The 21,575-nt window shown below is 58.6% G+C and carries 21 protein-coding genes and 1 pseudogene; 8 read left to right on the forward strand and 14 right to left on the reverse strand.

What is annotated here, in order from left to right; all coding sequences use genetic code 11:
- Positions 1 to 42: 42 nt before the first annotated feature.
- The 4 genes from AC1D2R_RS06670 to AC1D2R_RS06685 form a co-directional block, all read right to left on the reverse strand.
- Positions 43 to 1,383, reverse strand: coding sequence for an HlyD family type I secretion periplasmic adaptor subunit (locus AC1D2R_RS06670; protein ID WP_477965995.1), 1,341 nt, complete (start codon positions 1,381 to 1,383; stop codon positions 43 to 45).
- Positions 1,384 to 1,395: 12 nt separating this feature from the next.
- Positions 1,396 to 3,603: a type I secretion system permease/ATPase gene (locus AC1D2R_RS06675; protein WP_477965997.1), complete on the reverse strand. Its 2,208-nt coding sequence runs from the start codon at positions 3,601 to 3,603 to the stop codon at positions 1,396 to 1,398.
- Positions 3,604 to 3,611: 8 nt separating this feature from the next.
- Positions 3,612 to 5,627 carry a hypothetical protein gene (locus AC1D2R_RS06680; protein WP_477966074.1) on the reverse strand — a complete coding sequence of 672 codons (2,016 nt, stop codon included), beginning with the start codon at positions 5,625 to 5,627 and terminating at the stop codon, positions 3,612 to 3,614.
- 144 nt (positions 5,628 to 5,771) lie between these two features.
- Positions 5,772 to 7,466 carry a hypothetical protein gene (locus tag AC1D2R_RS06685; RefSeq protein WP_477965999.1) on the reverse strand — a complete coding sequence of 565 codons (1,695 nt, stop codon included), beginning with the start codon at positions 7,464 to 7,466 and terminating at the stop codon, positions 5,772 to 5,774.
- 818 nt (positions 7,467 to 8,284) lie between these two features.
- On the opposite strand from AC1D2R_RS06685, the gene AC1D2R_RS06690 reads away from it, so the two are divergent.
- Positions 8,285 to 9,115, forward strand: a complete 831-nt coding sequence (locus tag AC1D2R_RS06690; protein WP_477966001.1) for a response regulator transcription factor — start codon at positions 8,285 to 8,287, stop codon at positions 9,113 to 9,115.
- The gene (locus tag AC1D2R_RS06695; RefSeq protein WP_477966003.1) at positions 9,108 to 9,590 is read left to right on the forward strand and encodes a hypothetical protein; all 483 of its coding nucleotides are present in this window, start codon (positions 9,108 to 9,110) and stop codon (positions 9,588 to 9,590) included. The genes AC1D2R_RS06690 and AC1D2R_RS06695 overlap by 8 nt, the downstream gene beginning before the upstream one ends.
- Positions 9,591 to 9,668: 78 nt before the next feature.
- On the opposite strand, the gene AC1D2R_RS06700 is transcribed toward AC1D2R_RS06695, so the two are convergent.
- The 9 genes from AC1D2R_RS06700 to AC1D2R_RS06740 all read right to left on the reverse strand — a co-directional run bounded on the left by AC1D2R_RS06700 (position 9,669) and on the right by AC1D2R_RS06740 (position 17,276).
- On the reverse strand, positions 9,669 to 9,977 hold the full coding sequence (locus AC1D2R_RS06700; protein WP_477966005.1) for a hypothetical protein: 309 nt from the start codon (positions 9,975 to 9,977) through the stop codon (positions 9,669 to 9,671).
- Positions 9,978 to 10,059: 82 nt separating this feature from the next.
- Positions 10,060 to 11,211: a M20 aminoacylase family protein gene (locus AC1D2R_RS06705; protein WP_477966007.1), complete on the reverse strand. Its 1,152-nt coding sequence runs from the start codon at positions 11,209 to 11,211 to the stop codon at positions 10,060 to 10,062.
- An 8-nt stretch (positions 11,212 to 11,219) separates the two neighbouring features.
- Complete coding sequence (locus tag AC1D2R_RS06710; RefSeq protein WP_477966009.1) at positions 11,220 to 11,984, reverse strand: ABC transporter ATP-binding protein; 765 nt, start codon at positions 11,982 to 11,984, stop codon at positions 11,220 to 11,222.
- A 25-nt stretch (positions 11,985 to 12,009) separates the two neighbouring features.
- On the reverse strand, positions 12,010 to 12,711 hold the full coding sequence (locus AC1D2R_RS06715) for an ABC transporter permease (protein ID WP_477966011.1): 702 nt from the start codon (positions 12,709 to 12,711) through the stop codon (positions 12,010 to 12,012).
- Positions 12,711 to 13,424: an ABC transporter permease gene (locus AC1D2R_RS06720; RefSeq protein WP_477966013.1), complete on the reverse strand. Its 714-nt coding sequence runs from the start codon at positions 13,422 to 13,424 to the stop codon at positions 12,711 to 12,713. Before AC1D2R_RS06720 ends, AC1D2R_RS06715 begins: the two co-directional genes overlap by 1 nt.
- A gap of 163 nt (positions 13,425 to 13,587) precedes the next feature.
- Positions 13,588 to 14,388, reverse strand: coding sequence for a transporter substrate-binding domain-containing protein (locus AC1D2R_RS06725; protein WP_477966015.1), 801 nt, complete (start codon positions 14,386 to 14,388; stop codon positions 13,588 to 13,590).
- A 33-nt stretch (positions 14,389 to 14,421) separates the two neighbouring features.
- Entirely contained in the window at positions 14,422 to 15,225 is an 804-nt protein-coding gene (locus AC1D2R_RS06730; protein WP_477966017.1) for a dimethylarginine dimethylaminohydrolase family protein, read from the reverse strand.
- Positions 15,226 to 15,257: 32 nt separating this feature from the next.
- Entirely contained in the window at positions 15,258 to 16,229 is a 972-nt protein-coding gene (gene ctlX, locus AC1D2R_RS06735) for a citrulline utilization hydrolase CtlX (protein ID WP_477966019.1), read from the reverse strand.
- A gap of 3 nt (positions 16,230 to 16,232) precedes the next feature.
- The gene (locus tag AC1D2R_RS06740) at positions 16,233 to 17,276 is read right to left on the reverse strand and encodes an ornithine cyclodeaminase (protein ID WP_477966021.1); all 1,044 of its coding nucleotides are present in this window, start codon (positions 17,274 to 17,276) and stop codon (positions 16,233 to 16,235) included.
- Positions 17,277 to 17,405: 129 nt separating this feature from the next.
- Here AC1D2R_RS06740 and AC1D2R_RS06745 point away from each other — a divergent pair, with 129 nt between their 5' ends.
- The 6 genes and pseudogenes from AC1D2R_RS06745 (at position 17,406) to AC1D2R_RS06770 (ending at position 21,294) form a co-directional block, all read left to right on the forward strand.
- Entirely contained in the window at positions 17,406 to 17,831 is a 426-nt protein-coding gene (locus tag AC1D2R_RS06745) for an Lrp/AsnC family transcriptional regulator (RefSeq protein WP_057469568.1), read from the forward strand.
- Between the two features lie 220 nt (positions 17,832 to 18,051).
- Positions 18,052 to 19,545, forward strand: coding sequence for a mechanosensitive ion channel domain-containing protein (locus tag AC1D2R_RS06750; protein WP_477966024.1), 1,494 nt, complete (start codon positions 18,052 to 18,054; stop codon positions 19,543 to 19,545).
- A gap of 534 nt (positions 19,546 to 20,079) precedes the next feature.
- The gene (locus AC1D2R_RS06755) at positions 20,080 to 20,283 is read left to right on the forward strand and encodes a hypothetical protein (RefSeq protein WP_477966026.1); all 204 of its coding nucleotides are present in this window, start codon (positions 20,080 to 20,082) and stop codon (positions 20,281 to 20,283) included.
- A gap of 91 nt (positions 20,284 to 20,374) precedes the next feature.
- Positions 20,375 to 20,749: pseudogene (locus AC1D2R_RS06760) on the forward strand (mechanosensitive ion channel family protein); the annotation flags it as partial.
- A gap of 82 nt (positions 20,750 to 20,831) precedes the next feature.
- Positions 20,832 to 20,960, forward strand: a complete 129-nt coding sequence (locus AC1D2R_RS06765; protein ID WP_477966028.1) for a hypothetical protein — start codon at positions 20,832 to 20,834, stop codon at positions 20,958 to 20,960.
- Positions 20,961 to 21,051: 91 nt separating this feature from the next.
- Entirely contained in the window at positions 21,052 to 21,294 is a 243-nt protein-coding gene (locus tag AC1D2R_RS06770) for a hypothetical protein (protein ID WP_477966030.1), read from the forward strand.
- Between the two features lie 57 nt (positions 21,295 to 21,351).
- On the opposite strand, the gene AC1D2R_RS06775 is transcribed toward AC1D2R_RS06770, so the two are convergent.
- The gene (locus AC1D2R_RS06775; protein WP_477966032.1) at positions 21,352 to 21,567 is read right to left on the reverse strand and encodes a hypothetical protein; all 216 of its coding nucleotides are present in this window, start codon (positions 21,565 to 21,567) and stop codon (positions 21,352 to 21,354) included.
- Positions 21,568 to 21,575: the final 8 nt, after the last annotated feature.

Consider the following 21,575-nt stretch of genomic DNA (forward strand, 5'->3'; position numbering starts at 1 on the left):
GGCCGCGAGCTCAATGCCTCGCGCTTGGCATGTCCGAAAGCCTCACTGTTCCGAGAATGCCCGCGACATGCTGTCCGTCACCGGCTTCGCAATATAGCTGAAGAATGTTCTCTCCGCTGTCTGGATCATCACCTCCACCGGCATGCCGGGGGTGGGCGTGAACCCTCGGACCCTCGCGATTTCTTCGGGCGAGACGTTGATACGGGCAACATAGACGTCATGATCCGCCACGCCGGGCTTGCTGTCTTGAAGAGCGTCCGCCGAGAGATAGATCACGTCGCCGTGCAGGACGGGGGTTGTTCGCTGGTTCAGTGCGATCAGGCGTATGGTGGCGACCTGACCCACCTTCACGCTGTCGATGTCGTTACGGCGTATCTGCGCCTCGATGAGCAAGGGCACGCCCGCGGGAAGAATTTCGAGGATGGCCTTGCCGCTTTCAATGACGCCGCCCGTCGTATGGTAGTGCGTGCGCACGACGGTACCTGACACGGGCGAATTGATCGTTGCGCGTTGGAGGACGTTTTCGGCTTCGCGCAATTGCTCGCGAACCACATCTCGTTCACCCTGGATCGCTTGAAGCCGGTCAAGCGCTTCTTCCCGGTAAACGCCTTCCGTCCGAAGTATCTCTTGCTGTTCTTTCACCGATTGCGCTTGCGTTTCCGCTATCTCCGACTCAAGCCTTCCGACCTGTCCTTCGGCCTCGGCAATCGCGCGCTGTATCGCCTTCACATCGTTGCCGCGCACCAGACCCTTTTTGAGCAGCGACTGCTTGTCCAGATATTCGGCTTTGAGCAGGTCCACCTGCAGCACGGTCGCATCCCGTTGCCGCCTGTAGCCTTCCTCGCGAAACTTCAGGGCTTTTACATTTTGCTCGAGCAGGGAGAGTTCGCTGGACAGCTTAAGTTGCTGTGCCTTGAAATTAAGTTGCTGGCTGACGAGGATTGACCAGACATCGGGGTCGTCACGATAGTCGTTGAGCAAATCCGTGATGACAAGATCGTCCCTGCGTTCAGATTGGGCGGTCAATCGAGCCGCTGTGCCTTCCAGCCTCATACGGCGCAGAAACAACTCCCGTTTTTTTGACTTTGCTGCGGTCTCGTCAAGAAGGACAAGCGGCTGCGCCTCCGTTACCTGATCTCCCTCGTTGACGAGAATCTGCTTGATGATGCCGCCCTCCAGGTGTTGCACGATCTTGTTCTGGCCCGTGGCAACGAACCGACCCTGGGAGATCACGGCAGCGGCGAGGGGGGCTGTCGACGCCCATGTACCGAAACCACCGAATGCCACCCCGAGGAGGATCAGCCCGACAGTCGTCTGTTTCCAGATGGATCGCGGTACGTCAGCATACCATTCTATATCATGGACCTTGGCGATGTCGGACATGACGCTCGACTCCTACTGCAACTGATGACCAAACGAGCCACCCTCGATACCGATCCCACGCGACGCCATCGCCTGCAGCACGTCCATACGCACACCGAAGAGCGCCACGGTTCCGTTCACCAGCAGGAGTATCTTGTCGACATTATTGAGAAGCGAAGGCCTCTGGGTAATGGTTACCATGGTGATTTTCTGCTCTTTAGCATGCTGGAGAGCACGTACGAGCGCCGCTTCGCCTGCAGTGTCCAGGTTGGAATTGGGCTCGTCCAGCACCACGAGGTGCGGATCTCCGAAGAAGGCGCGGGCGAGAGCGACACGCTGCTTCTGGCCGCCGGAAAGGGGGGATCCGTCGGCAGCGACCACTGTTTCGTAGCCATGCGGTAGGCCTGCGATCATCTCGTGAACGTCGGCCAGCATGGCTGCCCGGTAGATCTGCGCGTCGTCGGCGTCGGTGCGCATGCGGGCAATATTGGCTTTGATCGTGCCCGGGAACAGTTGCACGTCCTGGGGCAAGTAGCCGATGTTCTCGCCGAATTGGCGCTGGTCCCAGTTGCGCAGATCCATGAGGTCCAGCCTGACATTTCCGGAGGTTGGCAGGATCGATCCAACAAGCATTTTTCCCAATGTGGTCTTTCCCGCACCGGAGTTGCCGATGACGGCAAGAGAATCGCCGGGCTGCAGGGCAAACGATAGTCCATTGAGGACGACCCGCTTCGTTCCTTGCGGTACGTAAAGCAGCCGTTCGACGTCAAGACGCCCTTCTGGCTTCGGCAGATTGAGGCGTTCGAAATTGAATGGCGAGGCTCGCAGCAATGCTGCTATCCGGCCGTAGGCGGCGCGCGACTGGCTGAATTGGTTCCAGCCCTCGATTGCGCCTTCAATGGGGGCAAGTGCTCGCCCTGCAATAATCGAAGAGGCGATCACCATGCCGCCTGTCAGCTCACCCTCAACCGAGAGATAGGCACCCCAACCAAGCATGGTTACCTGCGTCAGAAGCCTCGTGCCCCTTGAAACCGCTGCGATTGCGATATTCCTGTCCTGGGCGATGATCTGCGCCTTCAGCGAGGCGGCAGTGTCCTTTCCCCAGATCTGAACGGCCTCGGGTATCATCGCCAATGCGTTGATGATCTGCGAGTTGCGGGTCATGGAATCGAGGTGAAGATTGGCCTTCACTTGCGCAGTATTCGCTTCGGCAAAGGGGGCTGCCGTCATTCGCTGGTTAATCTGGGTGAGGATCAAAAGCAGGACCGCGGTCACCACGACGATATAGCCGAGATCGGGATGAATGAGAAAAACTGCCACGAGGAAAACGGGTGCAATCGGTGCATCCAAGAAGGACAGCAGCGTCCGGGAAACCAGAAAGCCGCGAACCTGCTGAAGGTCCCCAAGCGTCTGATATTCCTTTCCGTTGCCGTGCAGCGATGCGCGCGCTGCGGCGCTCAGAATTGGTGCGCCAAGCTGTGCGGCAACTTCAACGGCGGTACGCATCAGCACGAAGCGTCGCAATGCGTCGAACATGGATTGCAGGATGATCGCGCCGACGATCACGAGGGTCAGCATGATCAGGGTGTCGATTGAGCGGCTGGTCAGGATGCGATCGGAAATCTGGAACAGATAGATCGGAATGGCCAGCACAAGTACGTTGCTTGCCAGGGTAAACAGCATGACAATCATCAGATTGCGCCGCACCGCGCTGATGCCTGCCTGGAGGCTCGCATTGAAATCGACCGGCGCCAGACGTTTGTGAAATGTACCGCCTCCATTGCCGTGGCCCGACCCGCCGCCGCCGGACGATGGTTTGTCGACTGTGCTGTGCTTGGCGGCGATCGGGCCGCAGTCACCGTCAATGACCTTAAAACCATCGGCGGCCTTGGACGTCGGCGCGTCGCGCGCCGACGGTCCCGGCTGGCCCTCGACTGGGCGCTCTGCAACCGGGTCGCTGAAAGGACGAGGTGCACCCGGGGATGAGGCCTGGCTGTCGCCAACCGCGGAAGGAGATTGCAACGGCACCTCGGCTGCCCCCGCCACCGGCACCTGCCGCAGACTGTCCGGTTGAGGCAAGGGAGGCGCTGAGGCCACGGCGACGCATTCCTCCACGGCACGCTCGAATGTCTGATATTGATCGGCCATGTCTTCAGGACCGACTTGACGCACATTGGTGTTGTCTGGTTTGGCCGCCATCGACCCTGCCGGGACTGTGGGGCTCTTGCGGATCTCGTACATATGTCCCTCTAGTGTCCAAGCATCGTGTTGACCCCGTCATCCGGGTGGGTATCGTATTCTGCTGAAGGGTTGGCTCCGGTCTGGGTTGCATCGGACGGGGCCAGCATTGAATCGTCGAGGAAAAGGATCGCCTCGTTCACGAGTGCATCCGGATTGGCGCCCCCAAAGTCAGGCTGGTGCGATATCAGTTCGGCTTGATAGAGCGTTTCCTGAGAATATTGTTCACCGCCGACGTAGGTCTTTCCGAAAGAATCGAGGTCGACGATCGCTGCATTGTTCAAGAGCGCGTTCGAACCCGTCGAGATTGACCATTCTGCATCCGCGTGGGGAGAGACTGCATCCATCGCGAGCGCGATCTGATCGCTGTCGCCTAGTATGTTTGTCTGCTTGATGTATTGAAGGTTGATCAGGTCGCCGCTTATATAGAGGACCCTCAACCCCTCAAGGCCTGCAAACGCGTGGTCGGAAAGCACGCCACCTGGAATGTTTTTGCCGCCGGCTGCGAGTGCGTGGGCGGCATCCAGGTAGTCTTGCGGCAAAGAATCGAACCGGTCTGAACCGCCGATATTGTAGATGTGTGCCTGGTTCCAGAGAAGATTTCCGGACGAAGAGACACTGCCCATTCCGGTGGTCTGGAAACCGGACACCGCGCCCACCAGGTCGTTGTCGAACAAGACGTTCATCTGGTGAATGATGTTGGCGTCGTAGACAGATCCTCCGATGATGATCAGGTCATAGCCAAAGCCCAGTTCCACGACGGACGCGTGGTTGACGCCAAGATTGTCGCCGCTGACGATGCTCGTCGTAACGCCCGACGAGGAGAGAACACCGACATCGTTGTCGCTCATGAAGACAAGCTGTTCTAGCCAGTTCACGATCATGAGATCTCCCTTGATCTCAGTGATCGACCAGTACGCCGGGTAGTCGCTGGAGTGCAACGGATCGCCGCCCCGGGCCTGCGAGGTTTCCAGACGCTCGAACGTTGCGATGTTGAACAGCTCGTTGGCTTCACCTGTCGTCCAATGATTGACCGCAGATGTGATAGCATCGGAGTCCCAGATTGCGTTGATTTGAACAATCGCGTTCAGTTCGATGTGGTCACCGACGACCGCGGTCACCGCCCCGCCGCTCCAGAAATTCTTCATGACGGCGTCGTTGACCAGGGTGTCTCCGCCGGCTCGCAGTTCCACCGAGACCTTGATGGTGACGGACCCATCCTCCATTGTGAAGGTATTGGATTTCGGATTGGGTTCGCTGTCGTCCGCTTTGTTGTCGAACGTGTAGTGGTCTTCAAGCACAGGCGCTTCCGCCACAAGTTCGCCATTGACGTAGATGCCTTCGATGGCGTGCGTGCCGTGCAGGAAGATCTGGGTCGCCGCCTGTCCCGGAACTGCGGCGGCATCATCAAGCTGGGTAATCGCTGCCTTGATGACCTCGATGGTTTCCGCGCTCGATCCGGGCCTCTCCAGATCGCCGATAGGCGATAGCGAGGCTGCCGATTCTGCGCCGGCAAACAGCGCCGAATTGTCGACACGATCGGGTGAAAACTCGAGATTGTGCCCGCCGACGCTAAAATAGTCATCGTCTGATAGCGCGATTGCCTGATTGAGATAATTGGCCACCGATCCGGGTGGTTCCATCTCCGGTGGCGTAAATTTCATCGTCGTGGTGGCAGTGTGATGGGACTGGGACCAATGGTGCTGCCAGTGTTGCGGCCAGTGATGCTCCCGGCCCACGTGCAAGTCGTCGGCACCGTGAGGGCGTGGCAAACCCAGGAACATGGGTGGCCAGGGACGTATGTGCCAGGGATCATGACCGGGAGAGCGATAGTCTATTCCCGGCTCGTAATCGATCAGTTCGAAGGGGGCCGCGAACTCTGAAACGATTACAGGGTGCGCATCCGGTTCTGTGTGTACCGGGTCGAGAGAGAATTCCTGATAGGTCTCCCTAAACCGTGCGTCTTCGACGCTTATATGAAAGACGCCGATGAAGTGGGCGATCTCTTCAGTGATCTTATCCATCATCGTCACGGCGTGAACTCCTCTGTAACAATCGGCCATCTCTAATCATTGCCGCGAAGATCAGGAGGGTCGCATCTTGGGGCTGCGCGCAGTACCTGCGCGCAGCCCACTTTACCTGCTTTAGGATTGATCTAAGCGTATCCGGCCTCAGCTGCTGCCATCGCTCGCATCGTCGCCGATCACGGTGCTGGTCAAATCGCCGCCGACGATGGTCATGTCGATTGCGTTCTGCTGCAGATTCGCGCCCATCACGATATCCTGATTGAAGGCGCTCGTGTCGATGACAGCATCCGCCGATGCAGAGCTCGTACCGGTGACGTAACCATCGTCGCCGTTGCCTGAACCCCAGGAACCGCCGTCGCCGGCACCACCATAGCCGTTGGTGGCTATGCCGCCGTCTGCGCCGTCTCCGCCGTTCCCGCCGAAGGCCCAGCCGCCGTAGCCGTCACCGCCGATTCCATCGGCCCATGCGCCGCTGAGGGCAGTCCCGCCGTCGCCGCCGCCAGCAAACGCACCTCCACCATAACCGTCACCAGTCGTGGCGTCGCCAGTTGCTGCCGCGCCGCCGGTTCCGGCTGCACCGTCGCCGCCGTCGCCGCCATTTCCAGCACCGCTTCCAGCGCCAGCGCCAAATCCCAAACCAGCACCAGTAGCGTCGCCGCCGCGGCCACCATCACCGGCGTCCGTAGCATTTCCGCCCGCACCACCTGCGCCGCCTGCGCCGACGCCGCCACCGGCTCCGCCGGTGGAGTCGCCGCCATTTCCAGCAGTGCCGTCGCCGCCATCACTGTCTGCAAAGACGGGATCTACAAATCCAAGAACGAGCCCAACACCGGTACTGGCAGCACCGCCGGTTCCGGCACCACCATCGCCGGCATTGTCGGCGTCACCGCCGTCGGCGTCACCGCTGTCCCCACCCTGGTCTCCGTCGCCGGCTGTGTTGTCGCCGCCGTTGCTGCCGTCACCGGCAAGTGCCAGCCCCGCACCAAGGCCCAGTCCAAGGCCCAGTCCGACGCCAATGCCTTCGGCGCCGCTGCCGCCACGTCCGCCGTGGCCGGAGCCACCCTGGGCGTTGCCGCTCGTGGCATTTCCGCTGCTTCCATCACCGCCATCGGAATCGCCGCCTTCGCTGGTGCCGCCAAATGCCAGGCTAGCGGCAAGACCGCCGGCTCCGGCACCGCCCACTCCTGCTCCGGCTATCGCGCCGCCGCCGCTTGCCCCATTGCCACCATCGGCATCGGCATCGCTGCCACCTTTGCCGCCGTCGCCACCGCCGCTGATCCCATCTGACGCGAATGCCAATCCACCGTTGGCATTGTTGTTGAGCTGGAAGCTTCCGTCGTTGGAGACCTCTGCTTTTTCGAGGTAATCATTGTCTTGCAGGTTGGCAATTTGATTGATGACATTGCCAACGTCATTGCCGTCGCCGCCAAGCGCGCCATTGAGAATGTCGTCGAACTTCGTGTTGAACAGGCCGTCGATGGAGCTGCCGCCCTGGACGTCGATGTCAGCGAAGTCATCGTCGCTCGGCAAATAGCCTTCCAGGCCGACGTCCACTGAAACGTCGACGGTCGTGGTATTGGTGTTTTCGTTGATATTCTCGCTGGCATTGAAATTGCCATTGAGGTTGCCGTTACCATTCAGGTTCAGGCTGCCGTTACCGTTGAGGTTCAGGTTGCCGTTGCCATTACCATTGTAGTTTTCCGATTCACTTCCCTGGTACTGGTTCTGGCCCTGCTCCTGCTGCTCCTGCTGCTGTTGTTGCTCACGTTGCTGCTGCTGTTGCTCCTGATCGTCGTCATGGGATGACGGATCATAGTTGTTCCTGTGCTTGTCAGCCATTGTCGTGTCCTCTGGCTCTGGATCCGCAACAGCTTGGCCACAATTCATCTTTTTTATGGTCTTGGCCGTGCAGATGTTGAACTTGAACGATCTGGTGAAGTGCGGACTTTATCGGGGACCGCGTTCCGGTGCTGGATTTGGATAATCTGTTGGCACGTCCTCCTGCTGTTGACGATACGGCATCTGAATGAAGGGTTGACACACGAAGGCAACGCATGCCCCGCAAGCGACCCTTTTGACCCAGCCGCAACTTTGAATGTGCTGCTAATATGCGAGGAAGGTAAGTTGCTACATGGAGCTAGTACCCGCTGAAGGCGGTAGCGTGGCTCCTTTTGGCACAGTTTTGGGCGCCAACCGGGTTGAGCCAAGTATTTTTGCAGCAGATTGTGCCGGTAACAAACGCTGTTCTCATATCCAGACGCGTTCCCTATCGCGCCAAGGCAACCGTGCGCCCGCTGCAGACACCCTAAATTCATCCTTTGCGGTGCCCACCCGAATGCTCAACACCACCGGATGATTGGAAATTGATCCTTTCGCTTAGGCCTTTAGTGCTAGGATGGCGCCACAAGAGGTAGCGGATATCAGCGACTACCCCCTTGGTAGGTAGTGGGAGCGCGCCTCCCCCTTTGATTTGTCGTGAAAAAACGCCTCCACACACGCTATGCGCGATGTGTAGGTGCGATGCCAGTGAGGCGAAAGGCGATGGCCATAGCTCCTTCGAGCTATTCCCAATCGGCTCTGTTTGGTCTAGATTTTCTGGAAAGAAGCGGGGGAAGCGCACGCGCTCCGCATAAAAATGCCTGGGGAGGCTTGCGAGAATGACGCACGATGCGCCGACCTTACACAACTTCAGCGTGGAACGCGTTCCGCCCTTCGAGGCGAGCCGCTATTTGCGCACACTCTTGTATGTCGGCCCGCCGGATGTCGTCTCCGACGCTATGGCTGCGGCCATCGAAAGAGAATTTCCATCGCTCTGCGTGAAGAATGTTCCGGATCTGAAGGCGGCGCTGTGCGAATTCGAAATTCCCTTGCGGCTCCTGCTGGTCGATCTCGAGCTCGCCAACAGTCTCAATAGTTGCGCAGGCGAGCTCCTGAAACAGCATCCCTCCATCGCGGTCGTGATCGTGACCGAGGGCGATCAACGGGAGAGCGCCGGTCGGCTTCATTTCATTGACACACGGCTTGTTCGCGGCGTGCTGCCGTTGAACGTGAGCCTCGACGTGCTGCTGTCGATACTGCGGATCATTCTGAAGGGCGGGACGTATTTTCCGTCTGCCACCTATGGCATTCAGGAGGGAGCGTTGCGGGAGGCGGGCAGCCCTCGTTCGCCCGACTCACCCGCGGAGACGATACTTCGCTTGGCGCACGAAGTCCGAGCGAAAACAATGCACCAGCTGACGAAGCGTGAAAACGAGATCTTGGCCCGGATCGCATTGGGCAATCAGAACAAGATCATTGCCGCCGCGCTCGGATTGTCCGAACACACTGTGAAGATTCACATCCACAACATCATTACCAAGCTCGGCGTCCATAACCGGACGGAGGCGGTCGCGATGTATTTCGAGCATGAGGAAACTGACGGCGGTGAGGCCTTGCCGGGCGATTCAGTTCATTCAGGCAGTGGTTCGGTGCCAGGTGGCGATGCGTAAGTTTCAGGATGTTCTGTTGCTGCTGGGGCAATTGAACTACACTTGGACGAACACCGAGAGTCTCTTGATTCACATGATTGCCGGGCTCTGCCAGTCTGACAAGGAAACGGCAATCGTCATTTTCCTGACGCTGAATACGTCGCGTGCGCGCATCGATCTCGTGGAGCGGTTGGCGAAGATGCAGCGGACCCCGGCGGCTTGTCGAAGCGAGGTCTTGGATGCAACAAGGCGCCTTTCCGAGGAAGGAAAACTCAGAAACAAGTACAACCACTGCATCTATTCATTTGACCCTGACAGTGGTCGTGGTCTGACGCAGTCAATGCGGATCTTCGAAAGCCGAGATGAAATAAAGTACGGAAAGATCGAAGAACTCGACGATCTGGAGATCGTGCGGATCAAGGAGAGCATACAATCCCTGATCAAAATCAATCGAGATCTATGGGATCTGACTGAACGATATAATTTTCCAAAATAGAATTTGATCGTCAGCGCCGCGAGCCGCCCGGCCCAATTGCGAGCAGCGAAGACCCCTCACTTCGATGGCGGGCAGTCGTCAGACCGCATCGCGCAAAGCGGCGTCGGCAGCAAATTCCTCAGTCGAAATAGTGTTGCCAGGCTCGCCGACGGTGGGGCTTCCCGGCTCGATCGGTTCCAACCTCGGCCTGTTGCGTCGCTCGAGCAGACGCGATCGCATGATCGAGACATAGCGGCTGCGCATCTGCGTTGAACCGATCGACCCTGAGATCCAGAGGCCGAGGAGCGTCATGAACTCGGGGTCGCCATCGATATCGATTCCGAGCGCCTTCCAGCGTGAAATTGTGCGCTCGGCGATCTCTTTGCGTGAACTCGTGGCCAACAACATGCGCGACTCAATCGTCATTTCGGATGACCCGCATAACAGGGAATGGTAATGCAAGCCACGTGAAATCGACAGGGTGCTGCGGCTAAGCCAGCCGGTCCTTGGCCAGATGATAGAAGTACATGGCGCCGCGTTCCAGGATCTCGTCGTTGAAATCGTAGGTCGTGGTATGCAGGCCGGAGCTGTCGCCGTTGCCGATCAGAAGATAGGCGCCGGGAACTTTTTCCAGCAGGAATGAAAAATCCTCACTTCCCATCAAAGGAAGGTCGAGGTCGACGAACGCGTCCTCGCCGAAATGCTGTGCGATCGTGGACTTTGCCGCGCGGACGGCTTCAGCGTCATTGATGGTGGCGGGATATCCCACCTGCCAAGCGAGAGCCACGTCGGCGTTGTAGCTCTTTGCCTGGAACGTCGCGACCTGCACGACCCGGTCGCGGATCTCTTCGCGGACCTTGGGGTTCATCGCACGCATGCTGATTTCGAGCACGGCGGTGTCCGGAATAATGTTGGATGCGGAGCCTGACAGAAACGAACCAACGGTGACGACCGAAGGCTGGTGGGGGGAGACGTTGCGCGAGACGAGCGTCTGCAAAGCCATGACGATGCTTGACCCAATGACAACCGGATCGACCGTGTCTTCCGGCTGCGCACCGTGTCCGCCCTTGCCCTTGACTGTGATGGTGACCACGTCGATCGAGGCTGCCACAGGGCCGGCACGTGTCGCGAAGGTACCCGTCGGGATGCCTGGCCAGTTGTGAAGCGCAAAGATCTGATCGCAGGGGAAGCGTTCGAAGAGGCCGTCCTCGAGCATCAGCTTTGCACCGCCGAAATTCTCTTCGGCGGGCTGGAAGATGAGATGCACGGTGCCGGAAAAACTCTGGTCCTGAGACAGCGCCCACGCCGCGCCGAGTAGCATGCTTGCATGGCCGTCGTGGCCGCAGGCATGCATAACACCGGGGTGCTGGCTGACATAGGGCAGGTCGGTCTCTTCCTGCATCGGCAGGGCATCGAAATCTGCGCGAAAGCCGATCGCGCGGTTGCTTTTGCCGGCACGCAGCGTCGCGACGATGCCCGTGGTGGCAAGGCCGCGGGTTATTTCGTATCCCCACTTTTCGAGCTGGGCCGCAATGAAATCCGAAGTCTTGAATTCCGAAAGACCGATCTCGGGCATCTCGTGAAGCCGGTGGCGAATAGCGACGAGATGAGGGAGGAATGCCTTGAAATTGATATCGTTCATCGTCGTACTCATGCCATCTGAAGGAATTGACGAAGCCGTGGGGATTGCGGGTCCTTCATCATGGTGTGGGGCGCCCCGCGCTCTTCAACCAGGCCCTTGTGAAGGAAGATGACCTCGCTCGAAATGTCACGCGCGAGCGCCATTTCATGCGTCACCATAACCATCGTACGGCCTTCCTCCGCAAGTTTCTTGATGACCTGCAGCACCTCGTTGACAAGTTCGGGATCAAGCGCCGACGTCGGCTCGTCAAACAGCATCACTTCCGGTTTCATGGCCAGCGCACGGGCAATTGCCGCGCGCTGTTGCTGGCCGCCTGAAAGCTGCGCGGGATATTGGTCGCGCTTTGGCATAATGCCGACCTTCTCCATCAGCACCTCGGCCTCGGCGATCGCATCCTTTCGTGACATGCCGAGCACGTGGATCGGTCCTTCGATGATGTTTTCCAGGATCGTTCGGTGGGACCAGAGATTGAAGCTCTGGAACACCATGCCGAGCCGCGTGCGAATATGCTCCAGCTGGCGGGGATCGATGGCGTGAAGCTTGCCACCTCTTGTCGGTGCCGTACGGATCACTTCGCCTGCAACCGAGATTTCACCCTTGTCCGGTGTCTCCAGGTAATTGATACAGCGAAGCAGGGTACTCTTTCCCGAACCGCTGCTGCCGATCAGCGAGATCACGTCGCCCTTGCGCGCCTCGAACGATATGCCCTTCAGGACTTCGACGCCGCCGAAGCTCTTGTGGATGTCCCTTACCGAGAGTGCCGTCTCGACCATTCCAATTCCTCCCAGCCTTGCGCGCTCAGGTGCGCACGACGCGATAGCGCGTCATGCGGAGTTCGACAGTGTTCATGATCCTGGTCAGGATGAAGACCACGGCAAAATAGATGATGCCGGCAGCGATCAGCGGCTCGAAAATCAACAGCGACTGACGCTGCAGCATGCGGGCCGTGCCCATCACCTCCAGAATCGTGATCGTCGAGGCAAGCGACGTCGTTTTTAGGAGAATGATCAGATCGCTCGTCAGAACCGGCATGCAGTGGCGGAATGCCTGCGGCAGCGTCACTCGGCGAAGGATCGTCCATCGCGTCATGCCGATCGAGAGTGCCGCTTCGATCTGCCCGCGCGGGATCGACTGAATGGCGCCACGGATGACCTCGGCATTGTAGGAAGCCTGGTTGAGGCTGAGTGCCGCGATCGCATACCACAAGCCGTCGCGCAGATAGGGCCAGAGAAAGCTGTGACGGACCCAGGTGCCCGGCAAGACCTGTCCCAGGCCGTAGTAGATCAGATAGATCTGGACCAACAACGGCGTTCCACGAAACGCGAAGGTGAACGCGAAGGCCGGCCATGCCAGCAACCGGTTCTTCGATAGGCGGGCAAGCGCCGCAAGGGTACCGATGACAAGGCCGAAAATACCGGCTGTTGCCGTCAGAAGCAGCGTCAGCGGCGTTGCCTTGATGAGGGCAGGCAAGAAGGAAATGACGTTGGTGATCGTTTCCATCAGCGATGCCCCCGGTTCAGGTGCTTTTCGATGCGGCTGATGGCGAGAACAGATACCAACGTAATCAGCAGGAAGAGGACGGCCGTCAGGCCGTAAAAGAAGATGTACTGCTTCGTTCCGGCGGCTGCGCGGTAGCCGGTGTAGAGCAGTTCGCTAAACGAACCGAGAACCGAGATGATGGCGCTTTCCTTGGTGATGGACAGCCAGAGATTGCCCATTCCGGGTACAGCGTGACGCATCATCTGCGGAAGGATGACGCGGGTCATGATCTTGCGCGGCCGCATGCCGATGGAGACGGCAGCCTCGATCTGGCCGGATGGAACGGCAAGGTATGCTGACCGCAGCACCTCGGTCATGAATGCCCCTGAGACGAAAGCGAGGGCCACGATCGCTGCCCAGAAGGAGCTGAACTGGAAGCCGTCATCAACGAGGCCGAGATACTTCAAGAACCGCTCGGCGCCGCTGGCGACGGAGAAATAGAGAAGCAGGATGACCAGCAGTTCCGGCAGCGAGCGCACGACAGTGGTGTAGAGATCGGCAATCAAGCGAAGGGAACGATGCCGCGAAAGCTTGCCGGCGGCTCCCAGAGAACCGAAAACGACGGCGACTGCGTAGGAGACGATGGATACTTCCAGGGTCATCAACAAGCCCCAGGCGAATTCGTCACCCCAGCCTTCGGCACCCCAGGCAAGCAAATGCCAATATGAGTCCATGCGTTCGTTACCTGCTTGATGCGCCGTTGCCCATGGCCGTCAGCCGAGCGACGCTTGGTTGTGGCGGAGCCTCAGTGAACCGGCAAGCCCGCCACGGATACAAGGGAGCGCAGTTGCGCCAATGCTCCCGAGCGCGGCCGGTGCCGCGCCCGGGATCACGCGACTACTTCTTGCTGAAGATCCACTGATCGACCAGCTTCTTCAGCGTGCCGTCCTTGTCCAGCTCCGCAAGCGCTGTATTGATCTTACCGAGTGTTGCCGCATCGCCCTTGCGCGCCGCGTAGGCGACACCTTCGCCAAGCGTGGCATTTGTCGGCACTTCCAACTTCACCTCATAGTCCGCGCCTGCCGGGGATTTCAGGAATGTCTGGATGTAGAGATCGGGGATGAGCACATAGTCAACGCGACCGGCGATGAGGTCCGCGACCGAGTTGTCGGCGGTATCGTAGCTCTTGGCCTCGGCACCCGGGAGGTACTTGGCAACATAGGCAGCCTGGACGCTCGACGTCTGCACGCCGACGATCTTTCCGGACACAGCCTCCGGATCGACGATCTTGCCCGAACCATCGGATGCGTCGACCAAGGCGATCTTCGCGTCATCGGACTTGGCGCCGACGAAGGACGTGCCCTCGGTGTAATAAGGCGTGCTGAAGTCCACGACCTTGCGCCGGTCGTCGGTGATCGAGAACGCGCCAATGATGAAGTCGACCTTGCTTTCCTTCAGTGACGGGATGAGACCATCCCAGGCCATCTGCTTGATATCGCACTTTGCCTGCAGCTTGGCACAAACGGCGCGCGAAAGGTCGGCTTCGAGGCCTTCCCATTCACCGGCCGTGTTGATCTGCGTAAACGGCATGTAGGGCTCGGGCGTCATGCCGAGACGAATGGTGTCTTCAGCATGGGCAAAGCCGGCGGACAGGACGAGCGCGACGCCCGCGGCGATCTTCGATTTGAGGCTATACATTATGTTCTCCCAGTATGTTCTTGAGACAGCTGCTTATTTGCCGTTCCGGTACCAGCGCAGCGACATGCAGGACAGACCTGCGTCGATCTTGCCGATTTCGGTGGTCTTCATCGGCACGACCTTGTAGCCGAGCCTGTCGAGCATCTCGATCGTGCGTGGAAAATCCGAGCCGACCATGACGACGTCATTGACGCGCAGGGCATTTGCCGCAGGCTCTTCGCCTTCGGGAATGATGATCTGCTTGAAGTCGTTGAAAACGCCGGAGCGGGCGAGGCGGGCCGTCGACAGGATGCTCTCGTCGTCCAGCAGCGAGCAATCGGTTTTGAAGTGAAGAACGCCTTCCGGTGTCGCGACGATTTCTGCCTTGCGACCGAGCTTACCGATGCAGGCGGCAAGCGCTTCAGCGCCTGTCTTGTCGGTGCGCGCGGAAAGACCGATCATGACGCTTTTCGGCGTCGTCAGCACATCGCCGCCATCGGCAAAGCCCGGGCTCGGCAGATCGAGAACGGTGTCGAACATGGCGCGCAGCGTCGGCGTGATTTCCGCAGTCTCGTCAACGCGGCTTGCCGCGCCCGGACGCAGCAGGATCGCGCCTTCGGTGAACACGACCGCCGGGTCTTCGACGAAGACGGAATCCGGGAAGGCTTCGAGTGCCGGCAGGATGGAAACATCGACGCCGGCTGCGCGCATGGCAGCGATATAGGCGTCGTGCTCAGCCTTGACACCTTCATAGGTCGGGTTGCCGCGATCGTCGGCACGTAGACCATTGACAACCGAGCGCGACGGCTCGCGAACAATGACGGAGTTGAAGTGATAAACTGATCTGGCTTGCGACATTTCGAAGTACCTTACCTTTTGATGGGGCTTCTCTATCCGGCTCGCTTGGCCGCGTAAAGCAATTGTGTGGTTGCCGGCTCACGGCGTGAAAGGTGAATGCCGGCCAGCATGCAGCGGACGGAACCACCGGCGAGCTCGATGGTCGAAACATCGAACGGCAGCAGCTTTGCCGAGCTTTCGATGGTATTGATCTGCCCGGGGGTGAGGGAGGCGTAGGCCCGCGCGGACAAAACCACCACGCGGCCGTCCCTGCCATCCAGTTCGATGGCATTGCCTGCAAAATTCTCGATCTGCTCAATCGACAGTTCGATCACCGTGCGTCCGGTTTCTTCCAGTCGGGCAACGATTTCCCGCCGACGCGCGATGTCGGGGATCATCTGCGAGCCGAGCAGCGCGAAGTCCGTGCCGATGCACATCAGCACATTGGTATGGTAGATGGACCTGCCGTTGCGATCCACGGCATCGAAGACCATTGGCTCGAAATTGAAGTGCGTGCAGAAGCGCTCCAGCGCGACCTCGTTGGTACGGTTCGAGCGGACGGCATAGGCGACGCGACCGATATGATCGAGCACCATGGCGCCGGTGCCTTCGAGATAGACATTGTCTTTCTCAAGGCCCGAATAGTCTATGACGTCCTGGACGCGATACTCGTTCTTCAGCATCTCGATGACATCGGGACGGCGCTCGCTTTGCCGGCTTGCCGAATACATCGGGTAGACGGCGACGTGCCCGCCAGAATGGGTGGAGAACCAGTTATTGGGGAAGACCGAGTCGGGTCTCGTGGCAGTTTCGTCCTCGAACACATGAACGGTTACGCCCGCAGCAGCGAGACCCTCTGCCATGCAGGTGACTTCGTCAAAGGCGGCTGTTGCGATTGCGGCGGCAGCGCGCTTTTCGTCGTTGGACTGGAACGAATTGTCTTTCGCCGTCATCGGGTTCGGCGTGAAGTGATGCGGACGGATCATCACGACGGACTTCGGAGCCTGCACGGAAAGTCTGCTCATGGCTTAGGCGTACCTCTCCTGCAGGACAGGAGCGGACTGGCGGAACAGACCGTAGAGGTTGCGCGGATCCGCAGGCTGCGTGGTGAGATCGAGGTCCGTATAGAAATCAGTACCTTGCACGGCATCGCGCAGGTAGCGCAAGGCAGAGAAATCCTCAGTGGCGAAGCCGACGGAATCGAAGATGGTGATCTGGGTGTCGGAGTGCCTGCCAGTCGCTTCTCCGGTCATGACCTGCCAGAGCTCGGTCACCGGAAAATCGGCCGCCATCTGCTGGATTTCACCCTCGATGCGGGTCTGTTCGGGAAATTCGACGAAGACGTCAGCCCGTCGCAGGATGTCGCCCTGCAGCTCGGTCTTGCCGGGGCAATCACCGCCAACCGCGTTGATGTGCACGCCGACCCCGACCATGTTGTCGGAAAGGATCGTCGCGTTTTTCTTGTCTGCAGTCACGGTGGTGATGATGTCGGCAAGTGCGACGGCTTCCTCTGCGGTCCTGGCGACGACGATGTCGATATCCGTATCCGCAAGGTTATCGCGGAACTTGGCAGCGGCATCTGGATCGATGTCGTAGACGTAAAGGCTCTGGATCCCGAGAAGTGCGCGGAAGGCGAGGGCCTGGAATTCGGACTGGGCGCCCAAACCAATGATGGCCATCGTGCGGGAATTCTTGCGAGCAAGGTATTTCGCTGCCAGTGCCGACGTCGCGGCCGTCCGAAGCCCGGTCATCAATGTCATCTCCGACACGAGGCAGGGATAGCCGGTGCTGACATCGGAAAGGACGCCAAAAGCTGTGACCGTCTGGAGGCCGACGTTCGGGTTTTTCGGATGGCCGTTCACATATTTGAAGCCGTAGTGCTGGCCATCGGACGTAGGCATCAGCTCGATGACACCGGTTTTGGAGTGGCTGGCGACACGAGGCGTTTTCTCGAACTGCTCCCAGCGGCGGAAATCCTCTTCGATGTAATCCGCGAGACCAAGCAGAAATGCCTCGATGCCGACCGATCGGACCAGTTCGATAACATTGCTGACGCCGACATACTGTACCACGTTGCAGCTCCATCAGGAAATTCGATGAAACCAGACTAGGTATGCAGTAAAGAACTTTAAATTCGAAAAATGCGGCATTTTTTGCATAAAACCTAGCATAATGCACAGCCGCATTGTACAAATCTATGTATGCATATTTTTGACGATCTCGATCACCGGCTGATCTCCGTCCTGCGCGAGGATGGTCGAGCGCCTCTCTCAAAGCTTGCCGCCATACTGGGCGTCTCACGTGGGACGGTTCAGGCGCGACTTGATCGACTGCTCCAGTCCGGCGCGGCCCTCGGTTTTACAATCCGTGTTCGCCAGGACTATGACGACGGGGCAATCCGGGCGATCATGATGATTGAAGTGCAGGGCCGATCAACCACGAAGGTCATAAAGTTTCTGCGCGGCCTTCCGGAACTCTACGCGCTGCACACAACGAACGGATCCTGGGATCTTGTCGCGGAGATCCGCGCCGGAAACTTGCGTGATTTCGACCGGGTTCTTCGCGAAGTACGCACGGTCGAGGGTGTGCTTAACAGCGAGACTAGCATATTGCTAAGCAGTGTTTGACGGTGTGTTGGCAGGTTTCCTGCGATAGCTGCCCAGTCAATTGCTTCACTTCCGTGTGGCCAAGGGGCTTCAACGGCTGCGGACACCGACGCTTCGATCGGCACGATCACGGACTTGAGCAGGCATGCTTGTATAGTGCAGGTTTTGTAGAAATGGTTCGCGCTCACCAATGGTTTCCATATAACCATAGACTGGCGAACTGCGATGAGAGGGACCATGGATGTGGACTAGCCTTTTGAGGGATCCGGTCTTCCAGTTCGCGGCGCTAGTGGCCATCAGCTTGGCAGCGAGGGTGGCTTTCGGAAAAAGGCCCACCTTCAGATTTGCTGCGAACGTCGCATTCTTCGCCTTGCTGACGTTGGTTCTTCTTATCCATGGGATCCAACCTTACGCGACGGATACCGCGACCGACGATCTGTCGAGAAGGATCTTTATCGGAGCTGCCAAGACCGTTTGGTGGATAGGAGGTGCGATGGTGCTCGTAAGCTCCGTCCGCTTATTCCTGACCTTCGAACGCAAGCCTCGCGAAGGACGACTGCTCCAGGACCTGGTCGTAGCGATCATATATCTCGGTGCCGGGCTGTCTGTGATCGCTTATGTTTTCAGTGTTCCCGTGGGAACCTTGATCGCGACATCGGGCGTCTTCGCGATCGTCCTGGGCCTTGCACTTCAGAGCACGTTAAATGACGTATTCTCCGGGATCGCCCTGAATCTCGGTCGGCCGTACACTGTGGGTGATTGGATCGTACTCGAGGATGGCGCCCAAGGACGGGTGGTCGAAACGAACTGGCGGTCTACTCACTTGCTCAACGGGACCAACGATTTGGTCATCGTGCCCAACAGCGCCCTAGCTAAAGCCCGTCTTACAAACGTTACGAGCCCCGATGAGTCTCATGGCCTATCTCTTGTTATCCGTGTGCGACCGACGAAACCGCCCGCGTCAATCGAAGAAACGATGCGTGCTGTCTTGCTCAGCAGCACCAAAATTCTTAAATCGCCCGAACCTTCGGCCACAATTTCGGGGCTCGACAGCCAAGCGGTAGAGATTGAGCTTTCTTTCCGCGTAGCAGGTATCGGTGGGATTGGTGCGGCGAAAACGGAGATCTACGATCTCGTGTATCGGCATGCTGCAGCGGCGGGACTGCAACTTGCAGGACCCGTGGGAGCCTCCGGCTTCAAGCAAGACAGCGAATCGGCCGAAGAAAACCTGCGCCATCCGGGTACGCCCTGGCGATTGCTGAACTCGATCCCGTTATTCACGACGCTGACAGAGGACGAGAAGGAAGTTCTTGCATCCAACATGAAGCGTCTGACTTTCCGCAAGAACGCCATCATCGCGACGCAAGATACGTCGCTGACCTCTTTGATGATTGTTCGAAGTGGCGTTGCCGTGGTCGAGAGGACTGACGACATCGATGGGAGAACTGAACTTACGAGGTTCGCTCCCGGTGACCTGTTCGGCGAACGGGGCGTTCTCATGGGCGCACTCGAGCCAGGAGACGTTCGTGCGCTTACACTGGTCGTGGCCTATGAGATTTCGAAAGAACACCTCGCCTGCGTGATGCATGATCGCCCGATACTCGCCGAAGAGCTAGGAATGCTTCTTGCAAGACGAATGGAGACCGAGAAGCATCTCTCGCATGGAGAGGAAGGAATCGCGCGACCGACGTCGCTGACGGCGCGCATTCGTCATCTTTTTCAAATTCAGCACTGACGCTAGCATCGGCGCGAAAGCATGCACGCGCTGCCGGCCTATAAGCGCGAGCCGTGGAACGCGACCACTACGATCACCGCGGCTTGCTATCTTTGGAGCATGTCGCGGTACCAAAACGCGTGGGTAGAAGTGTGCTCTTCAGCTGCATGTGTAGCAGCAAGCTAAACCACCATTCCGCAGCCAACGAGAGACAATACAGGGGACATTTGGGGCGGATCTGCGCGCTCGGCCGGAGCGTTTGTAAGACGTGTTGTCGGCAACGGCTGCCTGAATTTGTTGCATCAGTCAGTGAAAATCAGCGCCCAATGTCAGGGTGCCCCACCGTCTCACAGAACTGAACCCTGCGCCGCCCGACTCCACCCGGCTGCTAGGGCAACCTTCAAAAAGAGAAAGGTGTGATCCAAACACATTGCCGTTACCCAAGTTTAATGCGGCACAAAACACCGTTTGGGCCGTTTAATCAGAGGCAGCAATCGTGACGAAAATGAGGATTACGCCAAAATCGTCGCAGCACTACTAGAAAGGATGCAAGTCATGGAGAAAACGCCATCGTTAAAACTGGCCGAAGAGTACATCCGGCTTGGCGGTCATCGTCGCGTAAAGATCGACGACAACATCGTTACCACGCGACAATGGGAGCACGACACGCCTGAAGCAGAGGCGTTTTGGAGGGAAAAAGTTGAGCCATTGGATGACAGGCGTCGTCACGAAGTCGAAGTCTATTTGCCATCCATTTAGGCGTGCGCATCGGCCCACTGCTACCCCTCGGGGTGTGCTGCAGCGCACTATCATCCGGGATTGATGGAGCGAGCGCGTTGCTCGTTTCGGCAAAGATCTCTGGTGGGTTCATTTGTCGTGGGCCGTGATCGGTTTCGTCCGGATCTACATCGTACTCGACAATCGGCCCAGAGAGGCGAGGTTGATACAGGACCTGATCGTGGCCGCCGTGTACCTCGGCGTGTTGCTTTCGATCTTGGCTTTCATCTTCGGCGTCCCGATCGGCACGCTGTTGGCGACATCCGGGGTCGTCGCCATTATCCTCGGACTTGCGCTGCAGAACACCCTCGGGGATGTGTTCTCGGGCATCGCTCTTACGCTCGGTCGCCCGTATATCATCGGCGACTGGATCGAGTTGAGTGACGGTACCGAGGGAAGAGTGGTGGCGAGCAACTGGCGCTCGACCTATCTCCTCACAGCGACGAGCATATCCGGCATTAGGTAGCAAAAACCACCAGACCTGAAATGGCATCCCGACTACCCTGGTTCCGGTGAAAACGGAGCCTCGAATGAGTGTAGCGTACGAGTTGAAGCGGAAGCGGGCCGCCTTGACCGAAAGGTTGCAGCAGCTTGAAAGAGAGCGGGTCGACATTCAGGAACTGATGGGCGCGCTCGGACCGTGTCATCTTGGGCTATGAGCCCGACTACCAAGCGTCGGCGCTGCCGGAGACCGAACGTCGAGATCGGTCTCGAAAGGTCAAGCCGTCGTCATCCGAGGTGAAAGCGGCGATGAACGGCGTAAACAAGCGCCAAGCCGTCTTGGAGGTCCTCCGCGAAGCAGGAGAACCGATTTCGGTGACCGACTGCGCAGCGAAGTTCGCCTCCAAGCTCGGCATCCCGAGCGAGCCAGTCAACCTCTCGGAGATTGCACACCGCTTGTTGGCGGTCCTTACCCAACTGACGACTGCGGGACGCGTTCGGCAGTCCGGCCAGTTCGACGGACGTAAGGTTCTGTGGGAGGTCGCCGCTTAGCCTTCCCAGATCAAGACCGTGCCTGAGGTGACGCTGAACACGGTCTTGCAGGTCTTCTCAGTGCACTTGAAGCGATTGCGGCTCATCGTGTGGCCGCAGCGTTCCGCACTTGGGGCAATAAGGCTCGCCCTCCGTCTCGTGCCAGCGCAGGCGCTTAAACCAGTTGTAAGCAGTCGTATCCCGCATCCTGGCGAGATCGAGCACCGTCAACGTTCGGCATTCTGGCGAGAGCAGGAAGTGCTGGCCCTTGGGCGTGTCTTCGGGGGTCGCCATGGCTCACC

It is taken from the genome of Rhizobium sp. P1_C7 (assembly GCF_056406295.1).

Excerpts from the sequence above, each read along its gene's own strand:
- AC1D2R_RS06715 (WP_477966011.1), bottom strand. The coding sequence starts at position 12,711 with ATGGAAACGATCACCAACGTCATTTCCTTCTTGCCTGCCCTCATCAAG.
- AC1D2R_RS06670 (WP_477965995.1), bottom strand. The coding sequence starts at position 1,383 with ATGTCCGACATCGCCAAGGTCCATGATATAGAATGGTATGCTGACGTA.
- AC1D2R_RS06775 (WP_477966032.1), bottom strand. The coding sequence starts at position 21,567 with ATGGCGACCCCCGAAGACACGCCCAAGGGCCAGCACTTCCTGCTCTCG.
- AC1D2R_RS06705 (WP_477966007.1), bottom strand. The coding sequence starts at position 11,211 with ATGAACGATATCAATTTCAAGGCATTCCTCCCTCATCTCGTCGCTATT.
- AC1D2R_RS06750 (WP_477966024.1), top strand. The coding sequence starts at position 18,052 with ATGTGGACTAGCCTTTTGAGGGATCCGGTCTTCCAGTTCGCGGCGCTA.
- AC1D2R_RS06745 (WP_057469568.1), top strand. The coding sequence starts at position 17,406 with ATGCATATTTTTGACGATCTCGATCACCGGCTGATCTCCGTCCTGCGC.
- AC1D2R_RS06765 (WP_477966028.1), top strand. The coding sequence starts at position 20,832 with ATGAGTGTAGCGTACGAGTTGAAGCGGAAGCGGGCCGCCTTGACCGAA.
- AC1D2R_RS06730 (WP_477966017.1), bottom strand. The coding sequence starts at position 15,225 with ATGTCGCAAGCCAGATCAGTTTATCACTTCAACTCCGTCATTGTTCGC.
- AC1D2R_RS06710 (WP_477966009.1), bottom strand. The coding sequence starts at position 11,984 with ATGGTCGAGACGGCACTCTCGGTAAGGGACATCCACAAGAGCTTCGGC.
- AC1D2R_RS06700 (WP_477966005.1), bottom strand. The coding sequence starts at position 9,977 with ATGTTGTTGGCCACGAGTTCACGCAAAGAGATCGCCGAGCGCACAATT.
- AC1D2R_RS06720 (WP_477966013.1), bottom strand. The coding sequence starts at position 13,424 with ATGGACTCATATTGGCATTTGCTTGCCTGGGGTGCCGAAGGCTGGGGT.
- ctlX (WP_477966019.1), bottom strand. The coding sequence starts at position 16,229 with ATGAGCAGACTTTCCGTGCAGGCTCCGAAGTCCGTCGTGATGATCCGT.
- AC1D2R_RS06690 (WP_477966001.1), top strand. The coding sequence starts at position 8,285 with ATGACGCACGATGCGCCGACCTTACACAACTTCAGCGTGGAACGCGTT.
- AC1D2R_RS06725 (WP_477966015.1), bottom strand. The coding sequence starts at position 14,388 with ATGTATAGCCTCAAATCGAAGATCGCCGCGGGCGTCGCGCTCGTCCTG.
- AC1D2R_RS06685 (WP_477965999.1), bottom strand. The coding sequence starts at position 7,466 with ATGGCTGACAAGCACAGGAACAACTATGATCCGTCATCCCATGACGAC.
- AC1D2R_RS06695 (WP_477966003.1), top strand. The coding sequence starts at position 9,108 with ATGCGTAAGTTTCAGGATGTTCTGTTGCTGCTGGGGCAATTGAACTAC.
- AC1D2R_RS06680 (WP_477966074.1), bottom strand. The coding sequence starts at position 5,627 with ATGATGGATAAGATCACTGAAGAGATCGCCCACTTCATCGGCGTCTTT.
- AC1D2R_RS06675 (WP_477965997.1), bottom strand. The coding sequence starts at position 3,603 with ATGTACGAGATCCGCAAGAGCCCCACAGTCCCGGCAGGGTCGATGGCG.
- AC1D2R_RS06770 (WP_477966030.1), top strand. The coding sequence starts at position 21,052 with ATGAACGGCGTAAACAAGCGCCAAGCCGTCTTGGAGGTCCTCCGCGAA.
- AC1D2R_RS06755 (WP_477966026.1), top strand. The coding sequence starts at position 20,080 with ATGGAGAAAACGCCATCGTTAAAACTGGCCGAAGAGTACATCCGGCTT.